General features: G+C 43.1%; 13 protein-coding genes and 1 pseudogene. 9 read left to right on the top strand and 5 right to left on the bottom strand.

Going from position 1 to position 19,757, the window contains the following annotated elements:
* Positions 1-79 precede the first annotated feature (79 nt).
* Together serC and ACED60_RS19015 are read left to right on the top strand one after the other, a co-directional pair.
* Positions 80-1,174: a 3-phosphoserine/phosphohydroxythreonine transaminase gene (gene serC, locus ACED60_RS19020; RefSeq protein ID WP_009847056.1), complete on the top strand. Its 1,095-nt coding sequence runs from the start codon at positions 80-82 to the stop codon at positions 1,172-1,174.
* Positions 1,175-1,240: 66 nt separating this feature from the next.
* Positions 1,241-1,933: an MOSC domain-containing protein gene (locus ACED60_RS19015; RefSeq protein ID WP_371728222.1), complete on the top strand. Its 693-nt coding sequence runs from the start codon at positions 1,241-1,243 to the stop codon at positions 1,931-1,933.
* A gap of 128 nt (positions 1,934-2,061) precedes the next feature.
* Here the strand turns inward: ACED60_RS19015 and ACED60_RS19010 are convergent, their stop codons facing one another.
* Both ACED60_RS19010 and ACED60_RS19005 read right to left on the bottom strand, forming a co-directional pair.
* Positions 2,062-2,778 carry a 3'-5' exonuclease gene (locus tag ACED60_RS19010; RefSeq protein ID WP_012604226.1) on the bottom strand — a complete coding sequence of 239 codons (717 nt, stop codon included), beginning with the start codon at positions 2,776-2,778 and terminating at the stop codon, positions 2,062-2,064.
* 5 nt (positions 2,779-2,783) lie between these two features.
* Positions 2,784-4,673, bottom strand: a complete 1,890-nt coding sequence (locus ACED60_RS19005; protein ID WP_009847053.1) for a DUF294 nucleotidyltransferase-like domain-containing protein — start codon at positions 4,671-4,673, stop codon at positions 2,784-2,786.
* A 150-nt stretch (positions 4,674-4,823) separates the two neighbouring features.
* On the opposite strand from ACED60_RS19005, the gene ACED60_RS19000 reads away from it, so the two are divergent.
* Positions 4,824-5,465 (top strand): outer membrane beta-barrel protein, encoded by a 642-nt coding sequence (locus tag ACED60_RS19000; RefSeq protein ID WP_029223784.1) that lies wholly within the window; start codon positions 4,824-4,826, stop codon positions 5,463-5,465.
* 122 nt (positions 5,466-5,587) lie between these two features.
* On the opposite strand, the gene ACED60_RS18995 is transcribed toward ACED60_RS19000, so the two are convergent.
* On the bottom strand, positions 5,588-6,778 hold the full coding sequence (locus tag ACED60_RS18995; RefSeq protein ID WP_371728221.1) for an amino acid aminotransferase: 1,191 nt from the start codon (positions 6,776-6,778) through the stop codon (positions 5,588-5,590).
* A gap of 261 nt (positions 6,779-7,039) precedes the next feature.
* Between ACED60_RS18995 and ACED60_RS18990 the strand changes: the two genes are divergently transcribed.
* Both ACED60_RS18990 and ACED60_RS18985 read left to right on the top strand, forming a co-directional pair.
* Complete coding sequence (locus tag ACED60_RS18990) at positions 7,040-10,186, top strand: Ig-like domain-containing protein (protein WP_371728220.1); 3,147 nt, start codon at positions 7,040-7,042, stop codon at positions 10,184-10,186.
* A 198-nt stretch (positions 10,187-10,384) separates the two neighbouring features.
* Positions 10,385-13,543: an Ig-like domain-containing protein gene (locus tag ACED60_RS18985; RefSeq protein WP_371728219.1), complete on the top strand. Its 3,159-nt coding sequence runs from the start codon at positions 10,385-10,387 to the stop codon at positions 13,541-13,543.
* Positions 13,544-13,765: 222 nt separating this feature from the next.
* On the opposite strand, the gene ACED60_RS18980 is transcribed toward ACED60_RS18985, so the two are convergent.
* Both ACED60_RS18980 and ACED60_RS18975 read right to left on the bottom strand, forming a co-directional pair.
* Complete coding sequence (locus tag ACED60_RS18980) at positions 13,766-15,292, bottom strand: HD-GYP domain-containing protein (RefSeq protein ID WP_371728218.1); 1,527 nt, start codon at positions 15,290-15,292, stop codon at positions 13,766-13,768.
* 298 nt (positions 15,293-15,590) lie between these two features.
* On the bottom strand, positions 15,591-15,890 hold the full coding sequence (locus ACED60_RS18975; RefSeq protein WP_009847048.1) for a hypothetical protein: 300 nt from the start codon (positions 15,888-15,890) through the stop codon (positions 15,591-15,593).
* A 220-nt stretch (positions 15,891-16,110) separates the two neighbouring features.
* Between ACED60_RS18975 and ACED60_RS18970 the strand changes: the two genes are divergently transcribed.
* The 4 genes and pseudogenes from ACED60_RS18970 to ACED60_RS18955 form a co-directional block, all read left to right on the top strand.
* Positions 16,111-17,514, top strand: coding sequence for a PLP-dependent aminotransferase family protein (locus ACED60_RS18970; protein WP_371728217.1), 1,404 nt, complete (start codon positions 16,111-16,113; stop codon positions 17,512-17,514).
* A gap of 127 nt (positions 17,515-17,641) precedes the next feature.
* On the top strand, positions 17,642-17,848 hold the full coding sequence (locus ACED60_RS18965; RefSeq protein ID WP_004734707.1) for a hypothetical protein: 207 nt from the start codon (positions 17,642-17,644) through the stop codon (positions 17,846-17,848).
* Positions 17,849-18,268: 420 nt separating this feature from the next.
* Entirely contained in the window at positions 18,269-18,946 is a 678-nt protein-coding gene (locus tag ACED60_RS18960) for a hypothetical protein (RefSeq protein WP_371728238.1), read from the top strand.
* Position 18,947: 1 nt separating this feature from the next.
* Positions 18,948-19,703 (top strand): annotated as a pseudogene (locus ACED60_RS18955) (serine protease); the annotation flags it as partial.
* Between the last annotated feature and the right edge of the window lie 54 nt (positions 19,704-19,757).

Here is a 19,757-nt window from a genome sequence, read left to right as displayed (position 1 = left end):
GACCTCTTTTGTTGTTTTTATGTTGGGTAAAACATGGTATTACTTGCATAGTTATTATTTAGCAGGAGCAATCATCCCCATGGAACTTACATTAGATAACGTATTCAACTTCAGTGCTGGCCCAGCTGCACTGCCTAAACCGGTAATGAAACAAGCGCAGGCGGACTTTATTGATTGGAATGGTTTAGGGACTTCCGTGATGGAAATCAGCCATCGCAGCAAGGAATTTATTCAAGTTGCTGACGAGTCCGAACAGGACCTACGTGATCTTCTGAACATCCCAGACAACTACAAAGTTCTTTTCTGTCAGGGGGGCGCTCGTGCTCAATTCGCTGCTGTTCCTCTAAACCTTTTAGGTGACGCGACGAAAGCGACTTACATTGATGCGGGTTACTGGGCAGAAAGTGCAGTGACTGAAGCGAGCAAATATTGCGAAATCGATGTATTCAACGCCAAGACGTCAATTGATGGCAAAGCAGCGGTTGTTCCAGCTAAAGATTGGAAAATCGACCCGGAAGCGGCGTATGTACATTTCTGTCCAAATGAGACCATCGATGGTATTGAAATCAGTGAGCTTCCTCAAACGGATAAGCCAATCGTAGCGGATATGTCATCTAACATTCTGTCTCGTAAGATCGATGTGTCTCAGTACGGTGTTATCTACGCTGGCGCTCAAAAGAATATAGGCCCTGCTGGTATTTGCATTGCTATCGTGCGTGATGATCTGCTAGAGCTAGCAAACGACGTATTGCCGAGCATTCTTAACTACAAAGTACTTGCTGAAAAAGACTCAATGTTCAACACACCGCCAACGTATGCTTGGTACCTATCAGGCCTCGTATTCAAGTGGTTGAAAGCTCAAGGTGGTGTTGAAGCGATGGAATTAGTGAACAAAGAGAAAGCTGCGCTGCTTTATAATGCGATTGATAGCTCAGCTTTCTACAGAAACGATGTTCATACAGTAAACCGTTCAAGAATGAACGTGCCATTCCAATTAGCGAAACCAGAGCTAGATGCTAAGTTTTTAGAGTTGGCTGATGCTGCTGGTCTGAAATCACTAAAAGGCCACAGAGCGGTAGGTGGGATGCGAGCATCACTTTACAACGCGATGTCTCTGGAAGGCGTGCAAGTATTAGTCAGCTTCATGAAAGACTTTGAAGAGAAATACGCTTAATTAAGGCGTATTTCACAATAAGAGGAGCGAAAGCTTCTCTTTTTTTACTTGCTGAAAAGGAAGGGTATGAAGAAGTTAGGTACAGTAAACAGTGTTTTGGGCGGTAAGGTTGTTGCTTTTGCTCACGGTACACAGAGTGCTATCAATAAGCAGGTTTTATCTGAGCGCCAATACACCACTGAGCTTGGATTTATTAACGATGAGCAAGGCGACCCTCGCTTTCATGGTGGTATTCAGAAAGCCCTTCATATCTACCCAAGCGAGCACTACTTAATTTGGCAGGAGGAGTTGGGCGACAAAGCAATCTTCCAATCTGAAGGTGCATTTGGTGAGAACATAAGTTCAAGTGGGGTGACTGAAGCTTCCATTTGTTTAAAAGATAAGATTCGAATTGGTTCAACCTTGCTGGAAGTTTCACAAGGTCGTATGCCTTGTTGGAAGCTCAATGTACGATTCGATCAAAATGATATGGCGAAAAGGCTACAAGACACCCTTCGAACTGGCTGGTACTTCCGTGTTTTGGAAGAGGGTGATATCGGCTCCGGCGATGAGATTATCCTGTGTGAAAGACCTTACCCAGAATGGACGTTAAGCCGGGTTATGGGTGCGGTGTTCACGGGTTGTTTGGATAAACAAGAGCTTAGAGAATTGGCGGAGCTGCCTCTAGTGGAATCTTGGGGCACGCTCGTAGAACGTCGACTTCAAACTGGCGAAGTTGAAGATTGGGAAATGAGATTGGTTGGCCCGACAGCCGAGTAGACTTTCTATTCATGCTTAAAAGATAATCATGCGCAAAACAAAACGCTCACTATCTAGAAGATGTGAGCGTTTTTAGTTCTGAGGTGAGCACTTATTAGTCAGTAACTAACAGCGACTAGTTTATCTAGCTATAACCAGAAATCTTTAACAGGCATATCAGGGCTAAAATGGTGCGCAATCTGTGCTTGTAGAAGCTCCGCTGTCGCAATCGCATCAGTTAACGCATGATGCGGAGTATAGTCAGGCAAGTGGTATCTACGACGGCTCTGACCAAGCCTTACTGACGCAGGCTTCTTACCTTTTAGCTTATTCCATAGACCGCCGGCCAGTTTGTTTTGGATTTGAGATTCAATCTCGAGCGTGTCGAGGACTGGAAACTCAATTCCTTCACCTAATCTGACCTTCAACGCGTTATCCAAGAAATCACGCTCGATGCGGCGATAATGAACGACTGGGATATGGCCGCCCATTGATTCTAAGATCTCATCTAATACTTCACTTAAGTCTGGCGCATCAATGATGTCGTTGTGAGTGATGCCATGGATAACAACCGAGTCTTCTTCCAATTTCTGCTTTGGTCTCAGGGTCCAGTGCTTGGCTTGTCTTAGGTAGATTCGATTTAGCGTAAACGGAACTAGACCAATGGTAATGATGCCATCTTTGTTTGGGTTTAAACCCGTTGTCTCAAAGTCGACAGCTAAGAAAGTCACTTCTGATAATGGCGTATCAGGTGCAGGAAGAGGCTGGCTATAAAATTGCTTTAAGCGCTCGTCTCTCGCTCGTTCCAATTTCTGAGCAAACTTAAATGGCCAATCGACTGCAGGTGATCTGAATAGTTTGTTCATAGCGCCTACTTAAACTTATTGCTAGCTTGATAACGAAACTTAAGGAAGTTCTGCGCATTACTTAATATTTGGAATGCATCCTTCAGGTTACGTCGCTCGAAGTCAGAAAGGTTCTCTGGCTCAATGTTGTTATCAGGCTCAATGTTGTTGTCGACATCGTGTGCTTGGTGGCGAATACGAACTAAAGAGATGAATTCCATCGCATCTTTCAAGTCTTGAGCTCGACCTTTTGGCAAAATACCTGCGTCGATAATGTCATCTAAACGTTCGAATGAGTTCTTAGAGCGAGATGCGACTGCTAAAGAGTGAACACGGATTAGATCGGCAAGTGGTGCGGTACCACGACGTTTAAGATTGATCGAGTTGTTATGACGACCATCTTTCTCCATTACGAAATCTTTAAAGAAACCCAGAGGCGGTGTTCGGTTGAGTGCGTTACGAGCAAGACACGCCAAGAAACGGTTGTTCTTACGCGCACGTCTTACAATAAAACTATTTAACTGTTCTGCCCATTTTAAGCGGCCATAAACACCATCTAAATCAAAGAAGATAGAGGCGTTCAGCAGTGCTTTCGGGTTTGGATCATCAATCCAATCAGCGAAGCATTCTTCCCATTGTCGACGTGTCATACGCCAAGTTGGGTTAGTGGCCATGATGTCACCGGTACAGTACACATAGCCACATTGGTCTAAGCCATCACAAATGAAGGTCGACAGCTCTTCAAAGTACTTACCGTGCTTTTTCTCATCGTAGGTATCATCAAGAATAATTGCGTTATCTTGGTCAGTAACGAGCAGCTGCTCATCACGCCCCATTGAGCCGAGCGCGAGGAAACAATAAGGGATCGGCGCTTTACCGAGTTTATCTTCGGCTAGTTCAATAATTCGTTGTTTAAAGCTACGGCCAATTACCGACATTGCGGTACCCACCATGTGGGCGTTGGCGTCTTCGTTAACCAAGCGCACAAAGCTGTCTTTTACTTGCTCAGAAAGGACTTTAAGATCTTCGATGCTTTGCTGTTGGAAGATGCTGCTTACCAATAACAGCGAGTTTTGAGATTCGTAACGTACAATATCGGTCGCTTCAATAATACCAATAGGCTTCTTATCTTTTAGTACTGGTAGGTGATGCACGTTGTAGCGAAGCATGGTCATCATGGCTTCGTAGACATAGGCATTATGATCGAGCGAGATAACCTCTGCTGTCATTACACTTGATACTTCATCCGATGGATCGAGTCCTTCTGCTAAAACTCGGGTACACAGATCACGGTCGGTAATGATGCCAATAACGGGCGTCGAATCGTCTTCATCATCTTCAACAATATCCGGGTCGATGATCAGCAAAGATGAAACATTATCTTGTGCCATCATGGTAGCAGCTTGTTGGATGGTTCGTGTTTTTTCGATCATTGGCGCTTCGCTAGTCAGCAGCGTCTTTACCTTTGACGTGGTTAGATCGTTAGCGTCGTTGCTGTCTGAGTTAGCCTGACGAAGTCGCGCATTATCTTCTACTTCGACAAAGTCAGCGAATGAATCATAGTTGTCGTAGAGTTCTTGGAAAATAGGTTCAGGGATACAGTAGAGTAGGGTGTCTTCTGTTGCTTTTACCGGGAAGCGAACTTTATTGTTGGTGAGTAGCCCCATTTGGCCAAATAAGTGTCCCTCATCCAGCCGGTTATAGAGCTCACCTTTACGACGATAGACTTCTACTTCGCCGCTTCGAACAATGTAAAGGTCGTTAATCTGATCACCAAAGTGAATGATAGGGGTATCTTGGCGGTAATAAGAAATTTCGACGCTACTGGTCACTTTCGCCAACATCTCCTCTGGGAGTTCTGTGAAAGGGGGGTATTGTGCCAGAAAGTTTTGAATCTCTAATAACTCAGCATCCATAATGATCATCCATTGGTTTGTATGATTTCATGGTACAACATTTGATAATATTTTGCCGTCACAAATCAATCTGTGAGCTAAAACCTTTTTAAAGTCTTAGGGATAGACTAATCTTTCAAATAATAGGGTGACAGTTAAAGGATGATAGGAATGCCGAAGTGGAAACTTAGTTTAGTGTCTGCAATTTTTATGTTTTCTTCAAGTTCGTGGGCCGAAACTCACAGTGTGGATATTCTGGATTATGACCATATATACGCCACCGCTCATTCGGGAAGTTTGAATGAAGATGCAGGCAGCAATAACAATGCATCATCCTATGGATTAGGTATTAGCTATGCGATAACGGATGATTGGCTATTGTTGGGTGACTACAGTGCTCGTTTCATTCACCCAGATGAATCAACAACTCGAATGGATACCCTTATGCCGGGCATTGGGTACCGTTACAGTATTAAGCGAGATCTAGATATAGTGGCTTACTACCTGCTTGGTATTACTAAGGGGGAAGTCGAAGATAATGGAACTAACATTACTCGCTCGTCTGACACGGAGTTTATCCAAGGAATAAAAGCGGAACTCAACTATGGCTTTGCGAAACGTTGGATAGCGAACGGCAGTGTACAAGTGAATCGCAGTGACTTGTTTGACGAGGAAGTCTACCACCTAGGTTTACGCTATTTAGTGACCAACAAATTTGCGATTGGTGGCTCTTACCAACACAGAAATGGCGAAGGTAAGATTCGTAGTGAACGCACTAACGAGCTAGGTGTAGAGTTCTTCCTAGAGTATTAGTTAGCGATATATAGACTAAGCGTCTTAAAAACTGACATATAAAGGAGGCAGACACAAAAAAGCCAGCTTAATAGCTGGCTTTTGCATATCTATTGGTCTGCAAGTGCAGGTTTCTTTTTCGATTAAAGAACCGCAGCGATGCCTTTACATAGAGGACCCATATTTGACTTCGTCATGCCCGCTACGCTGATACGGCCAGAACCGACAATGTAGATAGCGAATTCGTCTTTCAGGCGAGTTACTTGCTCTTTGCTTAAACCAGAGAAAGAGAACATGCCGTTTTGGCGCTCGATGAATGTGAAGTCTGCATCAACACCTTCAGATTTCAGTGTCGTTACGAATAGCTCGCGCATCTCTTGGATACGGTCACGCATTTCTGCTATTTCTGCTTCCCATTCAGCACGTAGATCAGCATCACCAAGGATGTGAGTAACGACAGCACTGCCGTGCGCTGGTGGGTTAGAGTAGATAGAGCGGATGATGCTCTTAACTTGAGAGAACGCTGTTGTTGCTACGTCTGCAGATTCTGCAACCAGAGTGAATGCACCCACACGCTCGTTGTACAAGCCGAAGTTCTTAGAGAACGAGCTAGCAACAAGAATCTCTTTGTTGTATTTAGCAAAAATGCGCAGGCCAGCTGCATCTTCTTCAACACCTTTAGCAAAACCTTGGTAGGCAAAATCGAATAGAGGAAGCAGTTTCTTCTCAGCAACTAACTTAGCCAGTACTTCCCACTCTTCAGTTGTTGGGTCGATGCCTGTTGGGTTATGACAGCAGCCGTGAAGAAGAACGATGTCGCCTTCAGAAGCTTTCTCTAGGTCAGCAACCATGCCTGCGAAGTCTTTGTCTTTGGTTTCAGCGTTGTAGTAGCAGTATTGAGCTGTTTCGATACCGGCAGCAGCGAAAACGCCGTTGTGGTTAGCCCAAGTTGGGTTACTGATCCAGATTTTCACGTGACCCAGTTGGCGCTTGATGAATTCACCCGCTACGCGAAGTGCACCTGTACCACCTGGAGCTTGTGCTGTTTTAGCGCGTTGAGACGTTACGATCTCTGCATCTGAACCGAAAAGCAGTTTCTGAACCGCTAGACCGTATTCAGCGGTACCTTCAATCGTTAGGTAAGATTTGGTTTTTTCGTTTTCAAGAAGTGCAGCTTCTGCTTTCTTTACTGTTTTAAGTACTGGCGTTTGACCATCTTCATTTTTGTAGATGCCAACACCAAGGTTAATTTTCTCTTCACGAGAGTCTTTTTTAAATTCTTCAGTAAGGCCGAGAATAGGATCGGCGGGAGCTGCTAACACTTTTTCAAACATAATCTTCATCCATGTCAATTGAGAGGGAGGTAATAATAACTCCGGTATTTATACCTTTCATACAAGGTTGTTACAACTCAAAACCTAGAATTTATTAAAACGATTTATAACCAATAGCTTCGAAAATTTGATTTATGGAATTTTTCGGCATTTCCATTTGAAATGACTGTGCGTCGATGCGGTTTTGTTTAACGTAATTCATTGCTAACAATGTTGTTTTTGTTCATGTTTAGGGCGGTAAACATGAAGGAACTCTTTAGAATGAAGAAAACACTGAGTCTGTTTTTCGTGGCTTTAGCAGTGGTCACTGCTGGGGGCTGTAAAGATAGCAAAAATGAAGGCCATAAACCTATGGTCTATAAGCCAACGAAAGCATCACCGTCAGAGCTTTCTGTTGAAATTATTGTTAATGGAAAAAAGCGTACGTTAGAGCTGAATCGTTACTCTATTCGTGAGCCCGATATGAAAGTATATCTATGGGATCATCGTATTAACGGGAACGCCCCTTCGAGTACTATTAAAACTCCGGACATTCGTGTTTACCGAGGCGTTGATACGAGTGATGAAAATACTCAAGTTATAGCGGCTCTTGCCACTAAAAATAAATTATATGTAACTGCTTTTCGTGGTAGCCACCGAGTTTGGTCGATCAAGGATGCAGCGGTAACTGGTGGTAAATCAGCGGGTACTATCCAACCGCTGAAGTCTAGCTTTTCTTCTGTGTCTCGACAAAACAGTATATTAGATGCGGTTCAGAAGTCGATTAAGCCAATAGACAAAAATCCGGATAACCCAGTTTCGGGTCTAGACAATATCTTACCAACAAATATGTCAGACATTAAACTGAGTAAGATAAATGCATTTGTTCAAATTAGTTACCAGACTTTTAAAGAGCAAGCTGACGGTAACTTTGATGATGCTATGGTTTTAGCTGATTACTACATAAACTTAGTGGACTATGTGTATAGTCGTGATGCGTTAATTCGATTCTCTATGCAAGATGTTCTTATTGAAACATGGGGGCATTTAAGGAGTCACTACAATAACTGTATAAAGAGTAGCAGTCACGATAGATGTAAAGACTGGGGTTACCAAAATGAGAATACCTCAATTAAAAACGCAACACGACGTTGGGTGGATGCCCAAAGAAAAACGCGCCATTGGGATGTTCGACATCGCATGATTGATTTGGTAGGCAGTGGGGTTGTTGGTGTGAACTGGGGATCTTATGTTCGCTCGATGGGTCAATTGATTCAAGCGGATGGTGTTGTTTTACACGAAACCTCACACTATTTAGGTACGGGGCACCATACTGGTGGCGAGGAAGAAACCTCACAAGGTGGTGAAGCGCACGTGGGAGATATTGGTTTTGTCGGTTACAAAAACCGCGTAGCCAGACGAGCGATTGTTGGCCCTGCTGATTACCCGTTACCCCCATCGGCTAAAATTGATCACTTTGGTGTGTTGCGTGATACAGCGAAAACATTAGATGTGTTGAAAAATGACTTTGATGCAAATGGTGATTCGATATCGATAAATAAAGTGGACTCGCTTACCGTTCAAGGCGGTCAAGTTAAGATCGTCGGAGATAAACTGGTCTATACCCCACCAAAAGGGTTTGTGGGAGAAGATTCGTTCTTTTATCAAATCACTGACTCAACTACGCATCATGGAAAACAATTGTATGATCGTGAAGAGGTTCATTTAAGAGTAACAAGCCCTGGTTTGTACGCTAGATTCGGATTTGAAAGCGCGATTGAAGATTTTTGGATTCCTAATGAACAGACCGGACTAGCAAGTCAGCTTCATGTTAGTCGTGATTGGCGTTCAGGGAAGGATGTTTGGGTTGATTACTCACAATCAGTGACTAACGATTCCTATGGAAAGACATTAACGCTGGGCGCTCATGAAGCGGTAAGGTCAATCAAAAGCAAATACGATGTACCTGAGTCGTTTAAATATAATACTCATTACGGTCATGCATTTGATCTCGGTGATGATAGCTTCACGGTTTCATTGAAAGTGAAAGTTGGAACTAGACTTCCTCATGACATTAATTTGGTTAACCGTGGAATGGAGAGAGAAGGCTACCATTTACGACTACTGAAAGATGGAAAACTAAAGTGGTACATGAAGTCTCGTCAATACGCTATGCATAAAGGCGGTACTGATTACCGCATTGTAAAAATGACGACGGAGTCACCTTTACCTGCTGATAGCGCATGGCATGCAATTGCTGTGCGAGTTGACCGAACAACGAATCAAGCAAGCTTATGGGTTGATGGGGTTAAACAGTCGCTTGTCGATGAAGCGCAAAATGAGGTTAATCTTCCTAAAGGTTATGCTGGTTTATGGGGCGGAGGTAGCCGAAGAGCGTCAAGTATCAGTCAAGGTTTGACTATCGGGCAAGCATGGTGGGATACGGACGAAGTACACAAGCAGGAGTTACAAAAAAGCCAGAGCCGCTATTTGCGTATCGATAACGTAGAGTTGAGGTCATTTGCACTTACAGATGATCAGATATCAAAATTGACCAACAACAATTATGTGTATCCTTATGCACCGCGTCCATATAATGGTGAAGGCATTGCTTTCTCAGGAAGCAAAACACTGAGCTGGAAATTGTCTAAGTCATCGGCTTACAAGTTAATGATTAGCCGTGATGGAAAGTCTTGGTCTACTGAAAAAATTGGTAATGGTAGTTCGGGTTCACATACTGTCGCGCTCAATGCCTCCGATGAGGCGCTTTATTGGCGTGTCGACGTGAACGGTTCTGTCGGCGAAGTGTGGTCGGTTCGAAATAATCTAGTTAATGGTCGTCAAGAAGTCGCATTCAGTCACTCTGAAATTAGTAACGGTGCCGCAATACCTGATTGTGAAGTCAAATCAGGTGTAACCTGCTTATTTGGTTGGCCAGCAACGCAAAATGGTTATAACGACTTATATGGTAATACTTGGACAATTGACAACGGCGGGACTACTAACTGGGAAGGCCATATATATCTTGGTGGTAAACAAAAAACGTTGAGCTTACAAGTTGATACTCCAACCGGTGAGTGGTCTGGTGTTCGTTTTCGAGCAGCTGCGGCGGGCAAAGGTTGGACCGGTGCGGACGATTACCCTTCAGGTACACTGAAGCTGTATGCAAATGGGAAGGAAGTATGGAAAGCTTATAATATCGGTGATGAGGTTTGGACTAAAGCAGGTACAGAGTGGGCGTCACTCCCCTCTATCGGTACCTATGCAGTAAGTGTACCTCGTAAAGTGAAATCTGATATGTATGGCGTTCACTTTATTGATCTCCCTGCAAATGTCACACAGCTCAAATGGGAATATGAAAGCTCACGCTTAGATAGCAAAGGAATGACCCCCGGAGCCGTTATAGGAGGCGTACAACTAATAAGGTAGTACTTTTCTTTTAAACTTTAATAGCCCAGCGTATTTGTACGCTGGGCTTTTTTATTTACATAGTTAAATCACGCTCCCTTTTGAAAGACAGTCCTTTGATAGGCTGTACGTTGGCGTTGTTTTGTTCAACGTAATTCATTGCTATTACTATGGTTTTTATTCATCTTTAGACTGGTCGATATAAGGGAACCACATAGAATGAATAAAATACTGAGTCTATGTTTTGTGGTACTAGCGGTAGTCATGGCTGGTGGGTGCAAAGATAGCAAAAACGAAGGCCATAAACCTATGGTCTACAACCCTACGAAAGCATCACCCCCAGATCTTTCAGTGGCAATTACGGTTAATGGTAAAAAGCGTACGTTAGAGCTCCATCGTTACTCGATCAGAGAGCCCGATATGAAAGTATATCTTTGGGATCACCGTATTAATGGGAATGCACCATCCAGTACTATTAATACGCCAGCGATTCGTGTTTATCGTGGTGTTGATACCAGTGATGAGAATACGCAAGTTATTGCCGCACTGACCAGTAAAAATAAACTCTATGTGACAGCGTTCCGTGGTAGTCAAAGAGTATGGACAATTGAAAAAGCGGACATCATAAGCGGTCTTTCCGCTAAGAAGCTAACAGCAACAGCTCAAAACTTAGCTTCGGTTACGCCGCAGTCTGCAATTTTAGACAACATGCAAAAAGCAATTAAAACCGTAGATGAGCACCCGAGTGCACCAACATCGGGTTTAGATAACTTAATTGCTAAAGACAAAACGCAAGTTCAGCTGCACAAAGTAAAAGTGGCAGTTCATGTCTCTTACCAAGCGTTTGTTCAAGAAGCGGATAGCAACTTGGATGATGCGATGGTGCTCGTCGACTACTACATTAACTTGGTTGATTATGTTTTGAGTCGAGATGCTTTGTTACGTTTCTCTGTCAATGATGTGTTGATAGAAACTTGGGGCTATCTGGACGACCATTACCAAACTTGTAAAAAAAGCGCTTCTCATGACGCTTGTAAGACTTGGGGGTACCAACACGAGAATGAACCCATTAGAGTCGCTGCTATAAAATGGTGGGATGAACAAAGAAAAACGCGAGGTTGGGACCTTAAACATAGAATGTTGTGGCTGAAAGGTAACTGGATTCTAGGTGTAAACTTCGGAAGTATTGTTCGCTCTCCAGGTGACATCATTGGTGCTGATGGCGTTGTATTGCATGAAACCGCGCACTACTTAGGCACAGGGCATAGTACTTCTGCTGAAGGCCACGGAATTCAAGGTGGTGAAGCGCACGTTGACGATATCAATTTCAATATTTATAAAAATAACCGTCTAAGAAGAAATCTTGTTGGACCTGCGGATTACCCTCTGCCTCCTTCGGCTAAAATTGACCACTTTAGTGTAAAACGTGATAGCACGACGGCATTAGATGTCATGAAAAATGACGTAGATGCTAATGGCGATAAGATTTCTATCCACAACGTTGATAAATACTCGGCACAAGGTGCTGAGCTCAGTATCACAAATGGGAAAGTCACCTATAAAGCACCAAAAGGCTTTATTGGTGAGGATGAGTTCCACTACATCATTACTGATGGCAAGAAACTGTTCGATCGTGACGTTGTTCATGTCAAGGTTACGACTCCAGATCTATATGCTCGTTTCGATTTTGAAGACGCACCTGTTGATGACTTATGGATGGTGAACGCTCAAACAGGATTGGCAGGACAAGTTGCTGTTGTAAAAGAGTCGAGTAAGCAGGAAGTTTCTGAAGTTTGGGTTAACCAAGGTTACGCGAATTCGAAAACACTAAAACTAGGTGCTTACGAGTCAGTAAAATCTAACTTACTAGAGAACGATGTTCAGGAATCTTATAAGTATAAGTTCCACTACGGACATGATTTCGATTTCGGTGAAGACGATTTTACTTTGTCACTCAAAGTGAAACCTAAAGTCAAGCTAGAACATCCAATTGATCTCGTTAGTAAGGGCATTTGGGTTGATGGGTTCCAACTTAAGTTAACGAACGAAGGAACACTAGAGTGGTTCATGATTTCGCGTCAACTTGCTGCTTATGCGGGTGGAAGTGACCTTAGAAAGGTGTCTGTTACAACCAAAGAGGCACTTAACCTCAGTCAATGGAATACTGTCGCAGTGCGTGTTGATCGTACCACTCAAAAAGTTTCTATTTGGGTTAATGGAAAGCAAGCTACGCTAGTTAACAACTACAGTCGCAGTAAAGAAGAAAGCGATGATATGGAGTTGGCTGATGGTTATGCGGGTGTTTGGGGGGCGGGTAGCCGTTTGTCTGCGGGCACAAGCCAAGGGTTGATCATTTCTAAGCCTTGGATGGATGCAGGCAAAGATGCTACAGCTAATATAAAGTCTGAGCAAAAAGCAGGTAATATCTTGGTTGATAATATCGAGATGCGCTCATTTGCTTTGTCTGATGGTGACATGGTGGCGCTTGCTAATGATAGCTTAAAGTATGCGTATACACCGCGACCATATAATGGACAATCGTTCCCATTCAAGGGTAACCATAAGTTCACTTGGAAAGTATCTAAATCAAGTGCTTACAAAGTGTATACCAGTACAGATAATAGCACTTGGTTAGAAGTTCAATCAGGTGCTAGTTCTGCTGCTTCAGGTTCGCACACTGTCAATCTAGACCCAGCAAGCGATGTTTTATATTGGCGCATTGATTTTGATGGTAAAACCGGAAAAGTATGGTCTGTTCGTAACTCACTCAAAACGGGTATTCAGAACTTATCTTTCAGTTATGCTGAAGCAAACTCTGGTGCTAATTACCCTCAATGTACAGTCACTAAGAATGGGGATTGTCTGTTTGGTTGGGATGATGGCAATACAACTGACCAATTTAATCATAGTTGGACACAAAACCCTGCCGATATCACTAACTGGGAAGGTCACCTCTACCTTGGTGGTGAAGATAAAAAGCCTGAAGTGTCAGTTACAGCTGAAAGCGGACAAAGCTGGAAGGCCATTCGTTTTAGAGCCGCTGTTATTGGAAAAGGCTGGACTGGTGCTCAAGACGTACCAAAAGGTACGCTTAAATTATTCGCGAATGGCACTGAAGTATGGAAGGCATATAGCGTTGGTGACAATATTATTGATGGCGCGTTAGCAAAATCAGGGAATCAGTGGTCTAGCTTACCTTCTATCGGTTCTTCTTCAGTCAGTGTACCTAGAGGCACTAAGGTAGGCCGCTACGGTATTCACCAAGTTGATTTACCAGACGATACCACGACCCTAAAATGGGTATATGAAGTAGAAAATCTGGATAGCAAAGGGAAGAACCCAGGTGTAGCTCTTGGTGGTGTACAACTACTAAGATAGTGTTTCTTCTAAACCAAAAAAAACCAGCATATATATGCTGGTTTTTTATAGAATCTTACTCAGTCACTATTCCTGTTTCGCTTAACTTAACACTCGAATGAAGCTGACTCAGAAAATCACTCTGCGATCTAACCTATATAACTATTGTAGCCTGTATAACACCCCATAACTTACTGTAACCTGTATAGTCGGAGCCTGTATAGTTAGTGGTTTTCGAAAAGACTAAGCAGGTTGAGCAACAAAGCTTTCTCGTTCAAGTTCACTTTGCATGTTTTTTCCATCCTTGTAGGTCGCGGCAATTGAAACGAATTCTTGTTCGACGGCCAGAAAAGCTTGGACAACTTGCGGGTCAAAATGGGTCCCATTACCTTCCAAGATAATCTGTTTCGCTTGCTCATGAGTAAAGGCTGGCTTGTAAACTCGCTTCGATATTAATGCGTCATAAACATCGGCCAATGCCATTAAGCGGCCGGACAGAGGAATATCTTCCCCGGACAGTTGGTTGGGATAACCGCTGCCGTTCCATTTCTCGTGGTGAGTGAGAGAAATCTCTTTCGCGACTCTTAAGAAAGAACTGCTTCCCAATTGCTTTTCTGCAATAGATAACGCTTCGGCGCCAATAGCAGGGTGACCTTTCATTATCTCAAACTCTTCATCCGTCAGTTTGCCCGGTTTTAGCAGCACACTGTCAGGTACTCCAACCTTACCTACATCATGCAGTGGGGCAGATTTATAAAGCAGCTCGATATAGTTGGGTGTTAATAAGATCGCGTGAGCTTCAGATTTGCTGAGCTCCAGTGCGAGTACCTTTACGTATTCTTGAGTTCGTAAAATATGGGCGCCAGTTTCATTGTCTCGAGATTCAGCTAGTGCAGATAAGCTAACAATCGCGACGTCACGTGTGGTTTTTACTTCGTCTTGAGCGTTTTCGAGGCTATCAAGCATGGTATTGGTCATAGATGCTATTGACCCAAGCTCGTTGTAGCTGAATATAGGTAAGCGAACGCCTTGCTCACCATTAGTTACTTTACTTAATGCGTGCTCTTGGCTTAGAAGAATACGTTTAATCAGCTGGCTCCATAGAGTCATGATGGTTATCGCGTATCCACCTAGTACAACCGCCAAATAAATGAACTCTTTGATCACGCTGATCTTGCCCGTACCATCTAGCAAACGACCGGGGTTGTGTTCTAGCCAGAAGATGTCTTTGACGGCCACCATAGTCAGCATGGTGGTCAGTGTTACCAGAAGCACGATGACCAAACCAATCATTTGTTTAACCAGTGAACTTCTTTCACCCATCAGGTGGAAGTCAAATTGCCCAGTCATCTCCATTTCATCTATTTGGCTAAGCTTCGCTTTCAGTTGAAGAATGGTACCGGTAAAGAAACCGAATAGACTCATGCCAAACAGCACTTTCAAGTTACTGTCTATCGTGAAGTCGTAGCTTAGGTTGTAGTAGAGCGCGAAAGGAATACTCGCGGCAAAGAACAACATAGTATCGAGTTGTGCAAATCGACCTTGTTTGACTAAGGTGTGTTGCGATAGCAAATAATGACGCGCTAGCCACAATAAGATAAAGACACTACTGACTTGGGTGAAAATTTCTAACGTCGTTAAGCTTTCGAGCATCGGGCATACCCGACTGCCGTAGGTGCCAAATAGCACGCCAGCGATGACGTATAATTGAGTCGTTAGCGATTGATTGTAATTTGAAGTATCCATCGATAAGCCTTTGTTCATTTTCATCTTAAGGTCTCGCAACTATTCCTAAGTTTACGAATACGTATTTTGTGTATTAATTCACGAGGTTGGTAGGTATGTATGGCTAGTATAGCGAGTGTGAATAAGGTCGGGGATTCTATCGATAGCTTTTGTTGAATGATACAAAAAATTGGTTTGTGTTAGATAATTGTTAGCTAGATGGGTGTTATTACGGCAGTTTTTATGAAGACACTTGAATAGTCCCGGTTGAAATACGAGACTATTCAGTCGATATATTTGAGTAAAGTCGAGAGTGATTGACGACTACTTACCTCTAATCAAATTACTTTTTCAGATTGATTTCAGATTCAATTGAGTTGGTTTCAATGTCTGGGTGAGATGCTAGTTTGTCTGATGCCCATTGGTTTAGGTGTTTCAGAATAGCAGACACCGCGTGTTTCTCAGTTGGTGCTTGGTCTTGATCGACGTCGATCTCCTGCTTTGGATGTGAGCCTGTTGCATCTTCAGCGATATGGAGCCAGTCTGGGTGCCAGTAATATGGCTGGCCACTCGGTGTTGTCCAACTATGAACACCGTTTGACTCTCCTTTATAACTTAACTGGTCTGCTTCTATTTTTTTCATTTTTATCTCGCATGTTTTTTGGATTACATCAAATTATAGAGGCGTAGAACGAACTTGGCTCTCGCCTTGGTTACAAACTTAGCAAAGCATACAAAGTTATCTGTGAACCAATTCACACTATTATAGAAATTAGGCTCAATCATATGGATAGCAGCAATAGTTGTTAACGTTAGTGATAAAATCTCAGGCTTATTAGAATTTCTCTAGGTAGTACAATTAGATGGCGCGTTATGAAGAGCTTGCAAAGGATATTCGAACTCAGATAGCGAACAACACGTGGCGTTCAGGAGAAAAGATCCCTTCCGTCCGCATGAGTTGTCGCAATTACAGCGTCAGCAATAGTACTGTCTTACAAGCCTACCAATTGTTAGAAAGCGAAGGGTGGATCATCGCTAAGCCTCAGTCGGGCTACTTTGTTGCACCACGTGTGGACGGCGTTGATTATGAACTGCCGTTAGTACACAAAAAGAAAGCCATTAATGATCGCTTATTCGACTTTTTGAAATCGAGTTCGGCAGAGGGGGTTATTCCTTTTGGATCAGCATTCCCAGATCCTGACCTTTTTCCTTTGCCTACCTTGACTCGAAACCTCGCCAGTGCGGGAAGGAAGATGACAGGTGCTAGTGTGATCAATAATCTGCCACCGGGCAGTGAGTCCCTAAGAAGACAAATCGCTCAACGTTACCTGCAGCAAGGTATTACCGTCAACCATCAAGATATCGTGATTACTTCTGGTGCGATGGAAGCGCTTAACTTGAGCCTTCAAACTGTAACCAAGCCCGGTGACTACGTTGTGATTGAATCTCCCGCTTTCTATGGTGCTCTGCAAGCTGTCGAGAGGTTAGGACTCAACCCTATCGAAGTGGATGTTTGTCCAATCAATGGATTGAATATTGAGCAGTTTGAAAGCGCACTACAAAACCAGGATGTGAAAGCGTGTTGGCTGATGACGACGTTTCAAAACCCGACAGGGACAAGTTTGTCTGAAGATGCGAAGCGCCGAGTGGTTGAGGTTGCTGAACAATACAAGACTTATATTATCGAAGATGATGTTTACGGCGACCTATATTTCGAAGGGCATAAACCTAAACCGCTAAAAGCATTTGATAAAACAGACTTAGTGTTGCTATGCGGCTCTTACTCTAAGAGTTTATGCCCTGGCTATCGTGTTGGTTGGGTGGTGAGTTCGCGTTTTAACGATGCGATTCAAAAACTTCAGCTTCTTTCTACGCTGTCGAGTAGTGCTCCTGTGCAGCTTGGTGTTGCGCACTTCTTGACACACGAAAGCTACGACAATCACCTTCGTAAATTGCGTAAAAATCTTCTAGTGAGAAAAAAGCGATTTATAGAGGTCATTAAGCAATATTTCCCACATTCCATCGAGATAGAAGATCCAGCTGGCGGCTACTTTGTATGGATTCGTTTTTCTGCCAAATTCGACAGTCAACAATTCCATCAGTTAGCGATTGCTCAAGGCATTAGCGTCGCCTCTGGAGACCTCTTTAGCGAGTTGGGCAGAGTAGACAACGCGATTAGATTGAACTTCTCTTATGAACTCACAGCAGAGAAAGAGCAAGCGCTGCTCTTACTTGGTAAACTTGCGCATCAACTTACGCACTCGTAAAACCGTAAGTCACTCATAAAAAAGACAATGATTCCAACTGTACGGACTGATTCCGATGCAACTGTACGCCTTCTTGACCAACGAGTTGTGATTCAATATCGATAGACCAAATATTGGAGATACCGTTATGTTGAAAATGACTATGGGTAACGAAGTTAAGTTGATTATCGTTGCTATTGTGTGTGCACTTCTGTTAATCCTCGGCCACGTACTACTGGCAAAAGCATTCGCTGATATGGCATGGGCAGAATACACGACTGCCGCCATCCCATTCGTTATGATGGCAATCTGCGGTCTCGCGATAAAATACGCTATCGACCAAGATGTCGACTAAGTTTTTGAGTACACAAAAATGATCTTTCAGAGCCCCTCCATGATTTGGTGGGGCTTTTTCGTTGTATACATGAAACGAACTTGCATAGGTATCGCTGTTATCGTCGTGAAATAAAAATTCTTAATGACATACAATTACTATCCATACCTATTGTAAGCATATGTAAGGAGCGTCGAGTCACTACTTGGAAAGTAAATCACCTTTAGTCAAAAGCTTGGCAAACGCCATTTATCATCATCAACTATTGGTATGGTTGGGTTTGTAGTTATTCGTGCCAACTATCAGTTGGTGAGGTTTGAATCGTGATGAACAAAGCCCTTACAGCACCTTACATTTTCAACTTATCTTTAGCCTACAATTACTTGGAACTAATACTGAGGCGAAAATATGAGATTAAAATGTGCAAAATTGAACCTCTGCATGTTGGCATTGCTAACAACCAATGCAGCGGCCAGTGAGGTTGAGGTCGATTTAAATAAATTAAGTAATGTTTCAGAAATTGGTACAGGTACTTTGTCGATCGCTAGTGAGTTCATCGGTTATGAACTTAATGATGGCAAGTATCGTTACGCAAGAGACGTTGACTTGAACGGTTTAGATTGGGTTTTCTTGTATGGAGAGCATCAAAGAAAAGATAAACCCAATAGTGCTTTAATTGGTGACGTAAACGTTATTGGTGAATTACGACAAGTTTCTAATTCAGAGACCAAAAACGCAATTGGTAACCGTTATTACTGGCAGGGTGGTGATTCTACAGATTACAACCAAGAGCTAGCTTTTTCTGGTTTACTTGTCGGCACTAGTGGTTTCTCTTTTGACGTTCAGCCAGGTAAAGGCGGGCGATTTTCTGTAGAGCTTTATACACACAATTGGCTCTCTTCTGCTGATGTAACCGCATGTGTTAAAAAGCAATGTATCACTATTAAAAATGATATTTCCTTTCACATGACCAGCGTCAAAAATACGATAGTTTTCGAATCCCAATCTCCTGATGATATCGTCGAAATCACTTATACACGTCAACATAGACAGTTCGACTTTGAAGCTAGACAGGGTTACCACGCTATTGAAGCTATCCAATTGAGAGAGGCTCAGTAACATGAAAAAAATTATTTTGGCATCAGCGATCGTTGCTACTTTTTCAGCGCAGGCGGGCATAGGCAAGATGGATCGCTCGGTTACTCAACACAAAGCGTTTGCCTTACAAACTCAATTTGATTTTGCTTGCCACATGAATGCAGGGTCGGCCACTTTAATCGACCCGTATTGGGTTATCACAGCAAATCATGTGTCAGGTTCAAAAAGTGAAGGATATGAAAATGCGGTAACTTGTTCTTCTTATGAAAAAGATAAGAATGGCAAGTACAATGTTGTTCATACGTCACGTGCGACTACTGACCCTGATGGTGAGTGGGGGGAGTATGAATTTACCGATGGTATTTACGACTTTGCTTTGGTGCGCTTAGATACGCCAATCACCGGTATCAAGCCGGCGAAGTTGCCTGAGAAAGGGATGTTTGATCATTCAGAAGTCTATGAAGTAAATAGCGTTGGCTTTGGCAACTATAACGGACGTAATGGCGGCAAAAAGTTTGTTAAGTACAACGACACAGACAAAAAATGGTTAGCTGAGTACAAATATGACCCAGTGATCATGCCTCAAAGTAACTTGCAGTGGTTAATTATCCATGGGGATTCAGGCTCTGGTATCACGATTGAGAGAGATGGTGAGTTTTATATTATTGGGGAGATAGGGCTTCAATATTATGGTGAGCTTGGTTGGCAAGATACCTTCGATGATGTTTTGGGAAGATTAGATTCGTTAAATAAAGATATGAGAGATCATGGCTTTAGTGTAAGCGCGTCATGAACCCCGCATTCTAATTAACCGGCACGAAGAATAAGATCA

Origin of the sequence: Vibrio sp. 1F279 (assembly GCF_041439815.1) — a bacterium.
Classification (GTDB): domain Bacteria; phylum Pseudomonadota; class Gammaproteobacteria; order Enterobacterales; family Vibrionaceae; genus Vibrio; species Vibrio tasmaniensis_A.
Note: the sequence above shows the minus strand (reverse complement) of the source record. Positions and strands in the feature narration are given on the sequence as shown.